The 13,172-nt window shown below is 72.3% G+C and carries 16 protein-coding genes; 9 read left to right on the forward strand and 7 right to left on the reverse strand.

What is annotated here, in order from left to right; genetic code table 11:
* Window positions 1–40: 40 nt before the first annotated feature.
* The 3 genes from EV385_RS31915 to EV385_RS31925 form a co-directional block, all read right to left on the reverse strand.
* Entirely contained in the window at window positions 41–880 is an 840-nt protein-coding gene (locus EV385_RS31915) for a hypothetical protein (RefSeq protein ID WP_130512815.1), read from the reverse strand.
* Entirely contained in the window at window positions 877–1,197 is a 321-nt protein-coding gene (locus tag EV385_RS31920; protein ID WP_242625191.1) for a PadR family transcriptional regulator, read from the reverse strand. The genes EV385_RS31915 and EV385_RS31920 overlap by 4 nt, the downstream gene beginning before the upstream one ends.
* A 63-nt stretch (window positions 1,198–1,260) precedes the next feature.
* Window positions 1,261–1,725, reverse strand: coding sequence for a helix-turn-helix domain-containing protein (locus tag EV385_RS31925; RefSeq protein WP_130512816.1), 465 nt, complete (start codon window positions 1,723–1,725; stop codon window positions 1,261–1,263).
* Window positions 1,726–2,041: 316 nt separating this feature from the next.
* Here EV385_RS31925 and EV385_RS31930 point away from each other — a divergent pair, with 316 nt between their 5' ends.
* The 8 genes from EV385_RS31930 to EV385_RS31965 all read left to right on the forward strand — a co-directional run bounded on the left by EV385_RS31930 (window position 2,042) and on the right by EV385_RS31965 (window position 9,758).
* Window positions 2,042–2,602, forward strand: a complete 561-nt coding sequence (locus tag EV385_RS31930) for a toxin (protein WP_130512817.1) — start codon at window positions 2,042–2,044, stop codon at window positions 2,600–2,602.
* Window positions 2,595–3,731: an MAB_1171c family putative transporter gene (locus tag EV385_RS31935; RefSeq protein WP_130512818.1), complete on the forward strand. Its 1,137-nt coding sequence runs from the start codon at window positions 2,595–2,597 to the stop codon at window positions 3,729–3,731. Before EV385_RS31930 ends, EV385_RS31935 begins: the two co-directional genes overlap by 8 nt.
* On the forward strand, window positions 3,724–4,188 hold the full coding sequence (locus tag EV385_RS31940) for an NUDIX domain-containing protein (protein WP_130512819.1): 465 nt from the start codon (window positions 3,724–3,726) through the stop codon (window positions 4,186–4,188). Before EV385_RS31935 ends, EV385_RS31940 begins: the two co-directional genes overlap by 8 nt.
* A gap of 104 nt (window positions 4,189–4,292) precedes the next feature.
* Window positions 4,293–5,501 carry a globin domain-containing protein gene (locus tag EV385_RS31945; protein WP_130512820.1) on the forward strand — a complete coding sequence of 403 codons (1,209 nt, stop codon included), beginning with the start codon at window positions 4,293–4,295 and terminating at the stop codon, window positions 5,499–5,501.
* Window positions 5,502–5,588: 87 nt separating this feature from the next.
* A complete protein-coding gene (locus EV385_RS31950; protein WP_242625192.1) occupies window positions 5,589–6,143 on the forward strand; it encodes a Uma2 family endonuclease in 555 nt (184 codons plus the stop codon).
* Between the two features lie 130 nt (window positions 6,144–6,273).
* Complete coding sequence (locus EV385_RS31955) at window positions 6,274–6,789, forward strand: hypothetical protein (RefSeq protein ID WP_130512821.1); 516 nt, start codon at window positions 6,274–6,276, stop codon at window positions 6,787–6,789.
* Window positions 6,790–6,859: 70 nt separating this feature from the next.
* Complete coding sequence (locus EV385_RS31960) at window positions 6,860–7,042, forward strand: aquaporin (RefSeq protein ID WP_130512822.1); 183 nt, start codon at window positions 6,860–6,862, stop codon at window positions 7,040–7,042.
* Window positions 7,043–7,049: 7 nt separating this feature from the next.
* Window positions 7,050–9,758 carry a cation-translocating P-type ATPase gene (locus tag EV385_RS31965; RefSeq protein WP_207230027.1) on the forward strand — a complete coding sequence of 903 codons (2,709 nt, stop codon included), beginning with the start codon at window positions 7,050–7,052 and terminating at the stop codon, window positions 9,756–9,758.
* A gap of 4 nt (window positions 9,759–9,762) precedes the next feature.
* On the opposite strand, the gene EV385_RS31970 is transcribed toward EV385_RS31965, so the two are convergent.
* Together EV385_RS31970 and EV385_RS31975 are read right to left on the reverse strand one after the other, a co-directional pair.
* Window positions 9,763–10,323, reverse strand: coding sequence for a DinB family protein (locus EV385_RS31970; protein WP_130512823.1), 561 nt, complete (start codon window positions 10,321–10,323; stop codon window positions 9,763–9,765).
* Between the two features lie 55 nt (window positions 10,324–10,378).
* Window positions 10,379–11,020 (reverse strand): 4'-phosphopantetheinyl transferase family protein, encoded by a 642-nt coding sequence (locus tag EV385_RS31975; protein WP_130512824.1) that lies wholly within the window; start codon window positions 11,018–11,020, stop codon window positions 10,379–10,381.
* Window positions 11,021–11,149: 129 nt separating this feature from the next.
* Here EV385_RS31975 and EV385_RS31980 point away from each other — a divergent pair, with 129 nt between their 5' ends.
* On the forward strand, window positions 11,150–12,058 hold the full coding sequence (locus EV385_RS31980) for a metallophosphoesterase family protein (RefSeq protein WP_242625193.1): 909 nt from the start codon (window positions 11,150–11,152) through the stop codon (window positions 12,056–12,058).
* A gap of 13 nt (window positions 12,059–12,071) precedes the next feature.
* Here EV385_RS31980 and EV385_RS31985 read toward each other — a convergent pair whose 3' ends face one another.
* Together EV385_RS31985 and EV385_RS31990 are read right to left on the reverse strand one after the other, a co-directional pair.
* The gene (locus tag EV385_RS31985; protein ID WP_130512826.1) at window positions 12,072–12,488 is read right to left on the reverse strand and encodes a hypothetical protein; all 417 of its coding nucleotides are present in this window, start codon (window positions 12,486–12,488) and stop codon (window positions 12,072–12,074) included.
* Between the two features lie 141 nt (window positions 12,489–12,629).
* Window positions 12,630–13,166, reverse strand: coding sequence for a hypothetical protein (locus tag EV385_RS31990; RefSeq protein WP_130512827.1), 537 nt, complete (start codon window positions 13,164–13,166; stop codon window positions 12,630–12,632).
* Between the last annotated feature and the right edge of the window lie 6 nt (window positions 13,167–13,172).

The raw sequence follows: 13,172 nt of genomic DNA on the forward strand, positions 1-13,172 counted from the left end.
CGGGTCGACTTCCCGGCGGGTGGGGTGGGGTGAGCCCGGGTCAGTCCGCGAACCAGACGTACATGTCGTGACCGGCGGCGGTGTGGAAGGACACCAGCAGGGGGATGATCGCGAGGCCGAGCGCGATCAGTCCGGCCCGGGCCCGGCGGCGCAGCGTACGGGTGGTGGCACCCAGGGCGACGGCCGCGACGCCGAGCGCGACCAGAATGGGATCGCTGGTCGGGAGGTCCCAGGCGATCGACATGACGAACAGCACGGCGCCGAGGAACGCCGCGAACAGTCCGATGAGGGCGAGGGCGCCCAGGTGCGCGGGCCGGCGCCCGTGGCGCAACGCGGTGGCGGTGCCGCCCACCAGCGCGACGATCGTCAGCAGGAACGGCCCGAACGTCGCCGCGATGGCGCCGAGATGCGGCACCAGCCAGATCACATCCAGCCAGCCCGGCGTGCCGTCGAGCGGCCACACCGTCTTGGGGTCGATGAGGAACTCGTGGTTGCCGCGCTCCAGCCGGCCGGGAATGTCGAAACCGTAGTAGCGGGCGGGAATCCAGAGCAGCCACGACAGGATCGGCCAGAGCAGCCCGAGCAGCAGCACCCGGGCGGCGGTGTCGCGGACACCGCCGGGCAGCGCGACGGGCGTGCCGCCCGCGCCGCCGTGGCGGACGAGGCGGCGCAGGCTGGGCAGGGTGCGGGCCGCGCCGATCAGGTACCGGCGGCGGTCCTGCGGGGCGCTGTCCGCGAGGGCCAGCAGGTCGCCGGTCCACTCGGCGTGCTGCCGGTCGCGGAACCCGGCGGGCAGCAGCGCGGCCAGCAGGCGGAGCGCGGCGTGGTCGGTGCGGCGCAGGCCCGGCGCGGCGGGGCGCGCGGCGGGCGTACCGGTCACCACGCCAGCCGCCCGGAGGTGGCGCGGCTGGTCCGCCGCTGGGCGGCCTTCGCGAGGGCGGCGCGGGCGGCGTCCGCTCCGGCGGGGGTGAGCCGGTAGTAGCGCCGCCGGGGGCGGCCCTCGGCGTGCACGTCGATGTCCTCCGCGCGGCTGGTGAGCCAGCCGGCGTTCTCGAACGCGACCAGGATGGGGTAGATGGTGCCGGGTTCGAGTCCCGCCTCCTTGGCGAGGTCGAGACCGTACCGTTCCGTGTCGAGATCGTTCAGTAGCGCCTGCAGCACGAGCAGGCGCGGAGTGGTCATCCGCAACTCAGCCATGACCGTACTCTATATAGCTATTCCTAGTTCTGCATAGCCCCGGCCCATGCGGCCGAGGCGCGCTCACCCCGACTCGGGCGCGGTGGCGCCGTCCGCCCCGGACCGCTGCAGGCGGCTGATCTCGGTGACGATGCGGGCCAGCGAGCGCCGACCGGCACCGTCCAGATGCACCGCGCGCAACGCGATGTCCCGCACGTCGGCGTCGCGCAGCGCGAGCACGAGGGCGAGCTGCGCGTTGACATCCTCGACGACCTGATCGTCGAAGAAGTAGGCCACGGGCACGCCGAAGAAGGCCGACAGGGCCTCGAGGTGGCGCTTGGTGGGATTGTCGCGCTGACCGGTACGCAGCTGCCAGACGTACGTCTTGGAGAAGGTGCCGGCGGTCAGGGCCTCACATCCCCGGGCGACCTCTTCATAGCTGTACTCGCGCCCCTTCGGCTGGACGGCCTTGAAGAGGTAGTCGATCCGGTGTGCCAGCGATCCCGTGACCGGCCGACCCCCGCGTTCGCTGTCGTGAACATCCGGCATGGAATGCACCGTACCATCCGCGTTGACAAGCGGGGGTCGTTCGCTATGGTGGACTCCGAGCGTTAGCCAGTGTGGACGGACGAAGGGGATGTCGTCGGCACGGTCCCACGCGACCGCGTGCGCCGGCCGGCATCGGCAGCACGGGGGTGCCCGATGCCGGCCGCTCCCTGCGTGCCGACATGCCGTGCCCCTGTTTCGCTGCGCCCGCCCCGTCTTGTATAGTGACAAATCGATGTGGCCGACTCCTTCCCCCGTGGGAGCCGGCCACATCACCTTCTCATCGCCGGCGGGTGTCCACTCCGATGGGACTCAGCGCATGGTCCTGGCAGCTCGACAGTGGAAGGCCGCCTGGCGGTTCCGCGTCCTGCGCCGCCGCTGCGCCGCCCGGCTCACGGATCTCGACCTGACTCCCGCCACCACCATGGCCGCCCTGTGCCAGCAGCTCGGCCGGCGACGCAACCGGCCGATCCGGCTGATCCCCCTCCCCCTGCCCGAGGCGGGCCCGTGCGGCATCTGGCTGTCGCTGCCGGAGGTCGACCTCATCGCGTACGAGGCCGGCACGAACCGGATGCACCAGGACCACATCATCGCGCACGAACTCGCCCACCTGATCTGCGGACACTCCACCGTGGACACCCGGCGCGGGCCGGACACGCGGGCACTGTTCCCGGATCTCGATCCCGCCCTGGTGCGCGCCATGCTGCACCGCGCCCACTACCCGGACGCACAGGAGCAGGAGGCGGAGGTCATGGCGTCGCTGCTGCTGAGCCGCGTGAGCCGGACCCCGCCGGAGCCCGGCGGCACCAGCGAGCTCACCATCCGACTGGAGCAGGCCCTGCTCCCACCGCACCGGCGAGGACGGCCGCCCGATGCATGACCTCATCTACGGTGTCGGTGCCCTGGCCGGCTGGATCGCCTTCGCCTACAAGGCGAACCACCTGCGCCACGACCGGTCCAACCCCGCACTGCGGGCCATGACCGCCGCGTTCGGCTTCGCCGCCGTGGCGTTCACCCTGACGGTCGGGCCGGTGTACCAGCCGATCGACGCGGCGCTGGGCGTACCCAACCTCACCAAGCTGCTCATCCATTCCTGCATGGTGCTGTTCAGCGTCTTCGCCCTGCAGCTGCTGGCCTACTGGCGCTATCCGGCGCGCCGGGCCAGGCGGCGGGCCCGGATGCAGCTGGTGGCCGGGCTGATCGTCCTGGCCACCATGGCGACGCTGATCCTGCTGGCCCCGATCCACGACCGCTACACGATCCACTTCTGGAAGACCCACGCCGGGCAGACCCTGATGCTGGGGTATCTCACCCTCTTCCTGCTGGCGCTCAGCAGCGGGCTGCTGGTGATCGCCTGGCGGGCCGGGCAGTTCGCCGCGCTCGCGCAGGACCTGCCCTGGCTGCGCCGCGGGCTGCGGATCACCTCCGTGGGCGCCCTGCTCAGCTTCGGCTACTGCGTCTGCCGCGGCGGCTACCTGGTGCTGCTCGCCGCCGGCGTCCACGCCGACCCGCTGGTCGACATCGCCGAACCGTTCGCCACCGCCGGGCTGATCGTGTTCCTCGCCGGGCTCACCATGCCGAGCTGGGGGCCGCGTACCAGGCTCGAACAGCGGGGCGCCTACCGCGCCCTCGAACCGCTGTGGTCCGCGCTGCACCGGGCCTTCCCGGAGATCGCGCTGCACGGCTCCCCGCACGGCGACGTCGCCGCCGTCGGTGACCTGGACTACCGGCTGTACCGCCGGATGGTCGAGATCTGGGACGGGCGGCTGGCGCTGCGGCCGTACGTGGCGGACCCGTACCCCGAACCGGAGCCGGACCTGCGCCGGCGCGCGGAGGCCGAGGCCCGGGCGATCCGCGACGGGCTGCGCAACCACAGCGAGGGCCGCACGTTCGCCGTACCGGCCGGCGAGGAGCGGCACGAGGCACGGGGGCACGAACTGGCCTGGCTGGTCGCGGTGAGTCGGTCGTTCGCACACGCCACCGACACCAGGGAACTGGATCATGCCTGAGTCCTTGCCCGCCCGCCCCACGGTCTCGGCCGGGGCGGTGTTCTTCGACGACCAGGGGCGCGTGCTGCTCGTCGACCCCACGTACAAGCAGTTCTGGAATCTGCCGGGCGGTGGGGTCGACACCGGCGAGACGCCGCGGGCGGCCTGCCTGCGCGAGGTCCGGGAGGAGCTGGGCCTGATCGTCGGAGTCGGCGCGCTGCTGGTGGCGGCGTGGACCCCGGCCGGGCCGGACGGCAAGCTCTACTTCGTCTTCGACGGCGGGGTGCTCGACGCGCGGCAGCGTGACGCCATCGTGCTGAACCCCGGCGAACTCGCCCGCCACGCCTTCGTCGACCCCGACGAGGCGGACCAGATGCTGTCCGCGCCGCAACGGGCGCTGATGACCGAGGTGGTCGCCGCCCGCGCCGCCGGTCACACACGGTACGTCGAGCTCGCCGAGGCCATGCACGCGCGCTGAACCGGCCGGCCGACCGCGAACGGATGAACGGTCCCGTGTCCCGCCCGCCGAACGGCCCGCCCGGTGCGAGCATGTGCGGTGTCCACGGGGGGAGAGTCCTGCGCATGTTGTCGAACACCGCTCGGCCCATCATCGAGGCGACCCTGCCGGTCGTGGGGGCGAACATCGGCACCATCACCCAGCGGTTCTACGGGCATCTGTTCACCGAGCACCCGGAACTGCTCGACGGCACCTTCAACCGCGGCAACCAGGCCGCCGGCACCCAGCCGCAGGCGCTGGCGGGCTCGGTGGCGGCGTTCGCCAGCGCGCTGGTGACCAGCCCCGACCGGCATCCGGAGCAGTTGCTGTCCCGGATCGCGCACAAGCACGCCTCGCTGGGCGTCCAGCCGGAGCAGTACAAGGTGGTGCACGACCACCTGATGTGGGCCATCGGCGACGTGCTCGGCGACGCCGTCACCCCGGCCGTGGCGGCCGCGTGGGACGAGGTGTACTGGCTGATGGCCAACGCCCTGATCAACGTGGAGCGGGACCTCTACAGCGCTCGTGGGGTGCAACCCGACACCACCTGGCGCCGCTGGCGGGTCGAACACAAGATCGCCGAGACCGCCGACGTGAACACGTTCGTCGTGACGCCGGTCGACGGGCTCCCCGCACCCACCTCGCTGCCCGGCCAGTACGTCACGGTGCTGCTGACGATGCCGGACGGGATGCGCCAGCCCCGCCAGTACAGCCTCACCCGCGCCGATGACGGCCGGAACTGCCAGTTCACGGTCAAGTGGGTGCACGGCGACGGGTTGCCCGACGGGGAGGTGTCCAGCCTGCTGCACCACACGATCGACGTGGGTGACGAGCTGACCCTGTCCCCGCCGTACGGTGACGTGGTGCTCGGCGACGCCGCCCGGCCGGTGGTCTGCGCCAGCGCCGGGATCGGCATCACCCCGATGGCCGGGATGCTGTCCCATCTGGCCGCCACGGGTTCCACCGCCCGCGTGATGGTGCTGCACGCCGACCTCGACGAGCGGTCCTTCGCGCTGCGCCGGCAGGTGGTGGGCGACATCGCGGCGCTGCCCGGCGCGTCGGTGCACGTCTGGTACGAACGCGGCGCCGAGACCGAGCTGCCCCTGACCGACGTGTTCGCCGGGACGATGGACCTGTCCCGGGTGCCGCTGCCCGAGGGCGCGATCTGCTACCTGTGTGGCCCGCTGCCGTTCATGCAGGCGATCCGCGGCTCGCTCATCGAGCGCGGCGTGCCGGCCCGCGACATCCGGTACGAGATCTTCGGCCCCGACCTGTGGCTGGCGAACACCGACTGAGCAGCCGCACGGGATCCGCGAGGTGGCACGGACCGGGCCGGACCGTCCGGGCCTGCCCCACCGCGCCAATGCCAGTACGATGCCCGCATGAGCGCTGAGGCTGTCGGCAGGTACATGCCACCGGTCGTGTCGCTCGACGACCTGACGGCGATGATGGCCGCGGACGACCATCACCGGTACGAGATCAGCCCTGAGGGAGTCCTCTCGATCATGCCGCCGCCGGGGTACGCCCATGCGATCATCGCGACCCGGCTCATGGTGTGGCTCGCCACGGGTGGTGTCCCGGCGGACCGGATCGCCCAGGCGGTCGGGCTGCGAATCCCCGGTCGCGATGGTGGAGTCGGTGGACGGATCCCCGATCTGATCGTGTGGAGCAGGGCGCAGGCCGACGGCGTCTGGCTGCCGGTCACCGACGTACTACTGGTCGTCGAGATCGTCTCGCCGGGCTCCGAGGGTATCGACACCGTGACCAAGCGCGCCGAGTACGCAGCCGCCGGCATCCCCCAGTACTGGATGGTCGACCAGGATCCCGCCCAGACCGTCACCATGCACCACCTGGACGGCGACCGCTACGCCGTGCGGGCGACCATGCCGCTCGCCTGGCTTCTCCACACCGGCACCGCCGAGCACGGCCTCAGCTGACGCGTCGGCCGGCGACCGCGTCGCGGTGAGTGCCCGCACTATCACCCATGGTGGATGGCCGCCCGGGTAGTCGATCAAGCTGACCGTTCGGATCTACGCCGGTTGGCGGGCGGCTGCTGTACTTCAGCGCATGGCGGAAGTGATCATCGAGCGCAGCGTGCTGTTCCGCACGCGGCGCTGGTCGACCGCCCTCGTCGTCGTCGCGATCCTCACCACGGCGGTGGCCCTGGTGCTGACCGCGTGCGGCGCGCTCCTCGGTGCGGTACCCGCCCCCGACTGGGGTCTGCTCCTCGTGCTGGCCTTCCCCACGTGCTGCGGCCTCGTCAGCACGGTCGCACGGTGGCACCGGCCCGTGTGGGTCCGGGTCTGCGACGCCGGCATCGAACTCGCCCAGGGCGGGGTGCCCATCTTCGTCGCCTGGGACAACGTGGCGAGCGCGGTCGTGCGCCACCGGGGCCTGTTCGCGGTGCTCGACGTGGTCCCGGTCGCGTTGGATCAGGTGTCCACGTCCGCGCCGCAGGGCAACGTCCCGCCGGTGCAGCTCCTGCCGCAGGGCGCGGGCTTCCGCGTCGACGTCGGTGAACTCTGCCCGGGACCCCGGGCGTTGCGGCGGGTGCTCGCCGAGTACCGCCAACACCTCGGCTGACATCCGCGGGCCCCGCTCCTTTGGTGGAATGCGGCGCGGGACACGCCATCGGCGAGCGAGGATCATCAACATGGCCCTTTCCCGGCGGCTCACGGCGGAGTTCATCGCCACCTTCTGGCTGGTGCTGGGCGGGTGCGGCAGCGCCGTGCTCACCGCCACCTTCCCCGAGGTGGGCATCGGCATCCTCGGGGTCGTCCTCGCGTTCGGCCTCACGGTGCCGACCATGGCGTACGCGTTCGGGCACCTCGAATAGGAGAGAGATGACCCTCCACCTCGAATCCGACGCGCCCACCGCGGGCCGCGGCGGCTGGCACGCGATGGCGGTCGACGACGTCGCCCAGGCGCTGGGCGTCGACGTCGCACAGGGCCTGCCCGCCACCCAGGTGGTCGACCGTCAGGCCCGGTACGGACCCAACGCGCTGCGCTCGACCCCACCGGCACCGTGGTGGCGGCTGCTGCTGGCGCAGTTCACCGACGGCCTGATCCTGGTGCTGCTCGGCGCGGCGGTGTTGTCGCTGGCGATCGGCGAGATCGAGGAGGCGGCGTTCATCGCCGTGCTGCTCGTCTTCAACGGCCTGCTCGGCTTCTGGCAGGAACGCCAGGCCCAGCAGTCGCTGGCCGCGATCCAGGCGCTGGTCGTGCCGCAGGCCCGGGTCCGCCGCGACGGCGCGGTGCAGCAGATCCCCGCCGACGAGCTGGTGCCCGGCGACGTGGTGCTGCTGGAGGCGGGCGACACGGTGCCCGCCGACGGGCGGCTGGCGGGGGCCTTCCGGCTCGCGGTCGCCGAGGCCGCGCTGACCGGCGAGGCGGTGCCCGTGGACAAGGGGACCGCGCCGGTCGCGCAGGACACGGCGCTCGGCGACCGTACGGACATGGCGTTCACCCACACCGCGGTCACGGCGGGGCGGGCGGAGGAGATCGTCACCGCGACCGGGATGGACACGGAGATCGGCAAGCTGGCCGCGCTCATGTCCGAGGTCGAGCCCGAGCCGACGCCGCTGCAACGCCAGACCGCCCAGCTCGGTCACCGGCTGGCGCTGATCGCGGGGGCGGCGGTGCTGGTGCTGCTGCTGATCGGGCTCGCCCAGGGAACGCCGTGGCACGAACTGGTGGTGGGCTCGATCGCGCTGGCGGTCGCCGCGATCCCCGAGGCGCTGCCCGCGACCGTGACGGTGACCCTGGCCGTGGGCATGAGCCGCCTGGCGAAACGGCGGGCCGTGGTCAAGCGGCTGCACGCGGTGGAGACCCTCGGTTCGACGTCGGTCATCTGCAGCGACAAGACCGGCACCCTCACCCTCAACCAGATGACGGCCCGAACCCTGCTGCACGGCGGCGAGGAACTGACCATCGAGGGCCAGGGGTACTCCGGCGAGGGGCGGATCACCACCGCCGAGTTCGACCGTCCGGTGCCCGATCTGCGGCAGGTCGCGGCGGTGATGGTGCTGTGCAACGACGCGGTGATCCGCGACGGCGCCTGCATCGGCGACCCCACCGAGGGGGCTCTGGTCGTGCTGGGCGGCAAGGCCGGGGTGGATGTGGACCGTACCCGGCAGCGCTTTCCCCGGGTCGGTGAGGTGCCGTTCGACTCGGCGACCAAGTACATGGCGACCTTCCACGAGGACCGCTCCGGGGAGCATCAGGGGCTGATCCTGGTGTGCGTCAAGGGCGCGGTGGAGAGCGTGCTGGAGCGCGTGGACCGCGTCGTGGACCGCAACGGCGTACGCACCGCCATGGACGACGCCGGGCGCGAGGCGGTCCGCGCCGCCGCGGACCGCCTCGCCGCCCAGGGCCAGCGGGTGCTCGCGGCGGCGGGCGGGTGGATCACCCGCGCCGGGGCCGACCTGGAACGCGACCCGGAAGGCGCCGCGAGCGGCCTGGCACTGCTCGCGCTGGTCGGCATCGTCGACCCGCCCCGCACCGAGGCCCGGGACGCGATCGCCGCGGCGCACCGCTCCGGCATCGCGATCAAGATGATCACCGGCGACCACCCGACGACCGCGCGCGCCATCGCCGGGGCGCTGGGCATCACCGGCGAGGTCGTCCGGGGATCCGACCTGGAACTCATGGACGACCGGCAGCTCGCCGCCCGGGTCCGCGAGATCGGGGTGTTCGCCCGGGTCGCCCCCGAGCACAAGCTGCGCATCGTGCGGGCGTTGCAGTCAAACGACCTGGTGGTCTCCATGACCGGGGACGGGGTCAACGACGCGCCCGCGCTGGAGCAGGCGGACATCGGCGTGGCGATGGGGATCACCGGCACGGAGGTCACCAAGGAAGCCGCCGACATGATCCTGCTCGACGACAACTTCGCCACGATCGTCTCGGCCGTGCGTGAGGGACGCACGATCTACGAGAACATCGTGAAGTTCGTCCGCTTCCAGCTGTCGACCAACCTCAGCGCCATCCTGACCGTGCTGTCCGCGACGCTGCTGGGCATGGCGGCTCCCTTCACGACGATCCAGATCCTGTGGGTGAACCTCATCTGTGACGGCCCGCCCGCGCTGGCGCTCGGCGTCGACCGGCCCCGCCCGCAGGCCATGGCCGAGCCGCCGCGGCCGAAACGGACCCAGATCCTGCCCGCGCGGCGGCTACGGGTGCTGCTGTGGCTGGCCGCCATCATGGGGGCCAGCACCCTCGGGATCATCGGGTGGGCGGGGCAGGCGTACGACGCCGCGACCGCGGCGACGATGGGGTGGACGACGTTCGTGCTGGCCCAGCTGTTCAACGTGTTCAACGCGCGGGCGGAGCACAGTTCCGCGTTCGGTGCGGGCTTCTTCTCGAACCGCTACCTCTGGCTGTCCGTCGGAGCCGTCGCGGTCGCGCAGCTCGCCATCGTCAAGGTGGAGTGGATGCAGCACTTCTTCGACGCGTCCCACCTGAGCGCCGCCCAGTTCCTGGTGTGCGTGGCGGCGGGCTCGCTGGTGTTGTGGCTGGAGGAGCTGCGCAAGCTGGTCCTGCGCCGCCGCCGGTGAGCCGCTACAGCCCGGTACGCCCGTCGACGCACTCACGCAGCAGGTCGGCGTGGCCGCAGTGCCGCGCGTACTCCTCGATCATGTGCAGGAGGATGTCGCGGGTGCTGAGCCGCTCGCCGCGCGGCGTGGGCGACGTCGTGTCGAGGTTCACCGGCCCGTCCAGCCACCGGTCCGCGGCCGCGATCTGCGCGCGCCACTCCGCGAACGCCTCGTCGACCACCGCCTGGTCGGCGGTCGCCTCGTCGAAGTCGAGGTCGAAGTGCTCCGGGGACCAGTAGATGCGCGGCACGTCCAGATGGCCCTGCAGCACCCGGTGGAACCAGTGGTGCTCCACCCGGGCCATGTGCCGGATCAGACCGAGCAGGCTCATCGTGGACGGCGGCACCGAACGGGCGGCCAGTTGCGGCGGCGAGAGGCCCTCGCACTTCATGGCCAGGGTGAGCCGTTGGTTGGACAGGTATTCACGGATGGTCGCCAGCTCACCGACCGGGTTGCTCGACGCCCGGGGGTCCTGCTCGGCGCGCACCCACATTCCCTCGAAACCGGCCACCGGCTGACTCGTCATCCCCCCACCCTCGCCGACGCGACGGATCCGGCCAACCTCATTCCGGCGCGTGTCCCTACGCGACGATGGCCGTCAGGATCAGGCCGTCCGCGCACAGCCAACGGCCGGTGAACCGGTCGACCGGCCCGGCCACCAGCAGCTCGGCGGTGAACTCGCGGGCCTGCGCGTCGACGCTCAGCCGGGCCTGGTGGAATTCCAGGAAGGTGCCCGCGAGCGGGAACCAGGCCTTGTAGACCGACTCCTTGGCCGAGAACAGCAGCCGGTCCCACGGCACCGCCGGGTCGGCGGCCGCCAGGCGGGCCACCATCGCGGCCTCCTCGGGCAGCGCGATCGCGTCGAGCACGCCGTCGGGCAGGGCGGCGGCCGGTTCGGCGTCCACCCCGATCGTACGGACGGGGCCGCGGCGCGCCACCGCCGCGGCGCGATACCCGGCGCAGTGCGTCATGCTGCCGACGATCCCGGCGGGCCAGCCGGGGGCGCCCCGCACGCCGGGCAGGATCGGTTCGGGCGCGACCCCGAGGCGGGCCAGCGCGGCGCGGGCGCACCACCGTACGGCCGCGAATTCGGTACGGCGCTTGGCGACGGCGCGGGCGACGACCGCGCGCTCCTGCGGGAACAGCTCGTCGCCGCCGCGGTCGTCGCGGGTCTGCGCCCAGCTGACGTGATCCGGCACGATCGCGCCGAGCAGGTCGGTCATTGCCTTTGTCCCTCCCCCGCCGGTCCACAGCAGACGCTGATGGCGCAGGCTAGCCCTGCCGCACCGCCAGCGGAACCCCTATCCGGCGGGGTAGGGGTGTACCCGCCGCGACCGGGCGGCATAGTCTCGGTGGGTGAATCCGCCGATCGCCCGGCCATCGTGACCGCGCCCGCCCGGCTGCGCGCCGTCAGCGACCTGCACATCGCGTACGCGGAGAACCGCGCCTTCGTTCAGGAGCTGCGCCCCGGCAACGCGGACGACTGGCTGATCGTCGCGGGCGACGTCGCCGAGACCTTCGCCGACATCGAGTGGGCGTTGCGCCTGCTCAGCGCCCGCTTCGCCAAGGTGATCTGGGTGCCGGGCAACCACGAGCTGTGGACACCGCGGCAGGATCCGGTGCAGGCCCGGGGCGTGGCCCGCTACCGCCTGCTCGTCGAGCTGTGCCGGGAGCTGGGCGTCGCCACGCCGGAGGACCCGTACCCGGTCTGGGAGGACGACGACGGCGCCGCGGTCATCGCCCCGCTGTTCACGCTGTACGACTACTCGTTCCGCGCCCCGGGTGCCACCTCGCAGGAACACTCGCTGCGCCTGGCGCACGACGCCGGGGTGGTGTGCACGGACGAGATCCTGCTGCACCCCGACCCCTATCCGACTCGGGAGGCGTGGTGCGCCGCCCGGATCGCGCAGACCGAACGCCGGCTCGCCGAGGCGCCCGAGGACCTACCGAAGGTGCTGGTCAACCACTATCCCCTGGTCCGGGAGCCGACCGACATCCTGTGGTATCCGGAATTCGCCCAGTGGTGCGGCACCACCCGGACCCGGGACTGGCACCAGCGGTTCGGCGCGGTCACGGTCGTCTACGGGCACCTGCACATCCCCCGCACCACCTTCTACGACGGAGTGCGCTACGAGGAGGTGTCGCTGGGCTACCCGCGGGAGTGGCGCCGGCGCGGCGAGATTCCCGACCCGGTCCGGACCATCTCCCCGGGCGCGGATCTGCGCCGGATGCGGCAGTCCCTGCGGGGTGCCACACCCTGAGGCCCGCCGTGGTTCAGACGCCCTCGTCGAGCAGGGTGTCGGGGTCGAACAGGTCGATCTCCAGCCGGGCCAGCAGGTCGATGTCGATCAGTTTCGCGACCGGCCCCGCGTGCGAGGCGGTCACGAGGCTGACCAGGTCCTCGACGTTGGCCAGGGTGATCAGCGGCGCGGCGGGCACGGCGGCCGCGTCCGGGCCGCACAGCACGGCGTGGTAGGTGGCGATGTCGATGGCGCCGGTGTGCGGCAGGTGCACGTGCCACCGGTAGCCCGACGGCAGGATCACCGCGACGCCGGACTCGGGGTGGAAGACCTCGGTGCGGATGCCCTCGTGGCCAGTGAGCAGCAGGGCGGCGGCGTCGTGCAGCGCGCGCACCGCGGTCGCGCCGGTGCCGGTCTGCCGCGGGGTCCGCGGGGTGTTACGAGCCGACATCGGGCACCTCCTCGAGGGATCGCGGGCCGGAGCGCCCGGTGGCGTCCCGCACGTCATCAGCAGGTCAGGCGGGGCGTTCGACCCCACCTGACCCCACCAACGGCGTGGCAGCGGCGAACCTGAGAGCCAGATACCCCGGAGTCAGCAGAGCAACCCGGTTGCCACCGTCCGGGCCGCGTCGAGCGTGGGCAGCCCCATCGAGGAGGAGCCGGATCCGCTCGTCGCCGCGGCGATGAAGCCACCGCAGACGCAGAGCAGAATGATCAACGCGATCACGAGCAGGACGATCGTCACCGCCATGCCGGGGTACTTCTGCGGCGGCGCCCCCAGGGCACCGTTCATGAACGCGACCATCGGCGCCCGGTACTCGAGCTCGACGGTCTGGCCGGGCTGCACGGGCACGGCGAGGTCCGCGTTGCCGATCCGGCTCGGCAGCAGGTACGGCACGTGGATGTGGAGGTGGTGCTGCCCCGGCTGTACGGGGATCACGTGCCGGCCCCAGCCCGTGGCGACCTCGTGGCCGTTGAGGTGCACCGGCGGCTTGAAGAGCCCGAGCAGGAACCCGATCGGGTGGTACTTCAGCGTCACGGCGATCGCGCCGCCCGCGCCGCCACCCTGCGGCGGCCCGGCCGGCGGGTACGTTCCGGGCTGCCCGGCACCTGGCTGCTGCTCGTACATGCTTCC

This window comes from Krasilnikovia cinnamomea (assembly GCF_004217545.1).
In the GTDB taxonomy this organism is placed as follows: domain Bacteria; phylum Actinomycetota; class Actinomycetes; order Mycobacteriales; family Micromonosporaceae; genus Actinoplanes; species Actinoplanes cinnamomeus.

Bases quoted from the DNA above. Each gene is read 5' to 3' on its own strand.
- EV385_RS31920 (WP_242625191.1), bottom strand. From the start codon at position 1,197: ATGGCTGAGTTGCGGATGACCACTCCGCGCCTGCTCGTGCTGCAGGCG.
- EV385_RS31925 (WP_130512816.1), bottom strand. From the start codon at position 1,725: ATGCCGGATGTTCACGACAGCGAACGCGGGGGTCGGCCGGTCACGGGA.
- EV385_RS31930 (WP_130512817.1), top strand. From the start codon at position 2,042: ATGGTCCTGGCAGCTCGACAGTGGAAGGCCGCCTGGCGGTTCCGCGTC.
- EV385_RS31935 (WP_130512818.1), top strand. From the start codon at position 2,595: ATGCATGACCTCATCTACGGTGTCGGTGCCCTGGCCGGCTGGATCGCC.
- EV385_RS31940 (WP_130512819.1), top strand. From the start codon at position 3,724: ATGCCTGAGTCCTTGCCCGCCCGCCCCACGGTCTCGGCCGGGGCGGTG.
- EV385_RS31945 (WP_130512820.1), top strand. From the start codon at position 4,293: ATGTTGTCGAACACCGCTCGGCCCATCATCGAGGCGACCCTGCCGGTC.
- EV385_RS31950 (WP_242625192.1), top strand. From the start codon at position 5,589: ATGAGCGCTGAGGCTGTCGGCAGGTACATGCCACCGGTCGTGTCGCTC.
- EV385_RS31955 (WP_130512821.1), top strand. From the start codon at position 6,274: ATGGCGGAAGTGATCATCGAGCGCAGCGTGCTGTTCCGCACGCGGCGC.
- EV385_RS31960 (WP_130512822.1), top strand. From the start codon at position 6,860: ATGGCCCTTTCCCGGCGGCTCACGGCGGAGTTCATCGCCACCTTCTGG.
- EV385_RS31965 (WP_207230027.1), top strand. From the start codon at position 7,050: ATGACCCTCCACCTCGAATCCGACGCGCCCACCGCGGGCCGCGGCGGC.
- EV385_RS31970 (WP_130512823.1), bottom strand. From the start codon at position 10,323: ATGACGAGTCAGCCGGTGGCCGGTTTCGAGGGAATGTGGGTGCGCGCC.
- EV385_RS31975 (WP_130512824.1), bottom strand. From the start codon at position 11,020: ATGACCGACCTGCTCGGCGCGATCGTGCCGGATCACGTCAGCTGGGCG.
- EV385_RS31985 (WP_130512826.1), bottom strand. From the start codon at position 12,488: ATGTCGGCTCGTAACACCCCGCGGACCCCGCGGCAGACCGGCACCGGC.
- EV385_RS31990 (WP_130512827.1), bottom strand. From the start codon at position 13,166: ATGTACGAGCAGCAGCCAGGTGCCGGGCAGCCCGGAACGTACCCGCCG.